General features: G+C 64.4%; 1 protein-coding gene. It reads left to right on the forward strand.

Annotated elements, in window-relative coordinates:
• On the forward strand, positions 1-317 hold a 317-nt coding region (locus R5H29_RS22160), incomplete at both ends, for a DnaA ATPase domain-containing protein (RefSeq protein ID WP_332329867.1).

Raw genomic sequence — 317 nt, forward strand, 5'->3', positions numbered from 1 at the left:
GTTGCGCGCGCGCGATACCCATGGCTTCAAAGCGCGGCTGCGCTCTGCCGATCTGCTGATGATCGACGATCTGCAATTCATCGCGGGCAAGGATTCGACGCAGGAAGAGTTTTTCCACACGATCAATGAAGTGATGGCGGCGGGCAAGCGGCTGGTGGTGAGCGCGGATCGCTGCCCGCAAGCGCTGGATGGGATCGAGCCGCGCATCGTTGCTCGACTTGCCTCGGGCCTGGTGGCGGACATCAAGCCCGCTGACCTGACGCTGCGCCGCGCGGTGCTGACGCGCAAGCTTGCCGACATGCCGGGCGTTACAGTGC

The organism is Stenotrophomonas sp. A3_2, assembly GCF_036624925.1.
GTDB lineage: Bacteria > Pseudomonadota > Gammaproteobacteria > Xanthomonadales > Xanthomonadaceae > Stenotrophomonas > Stenotrophomonas hibiscicola.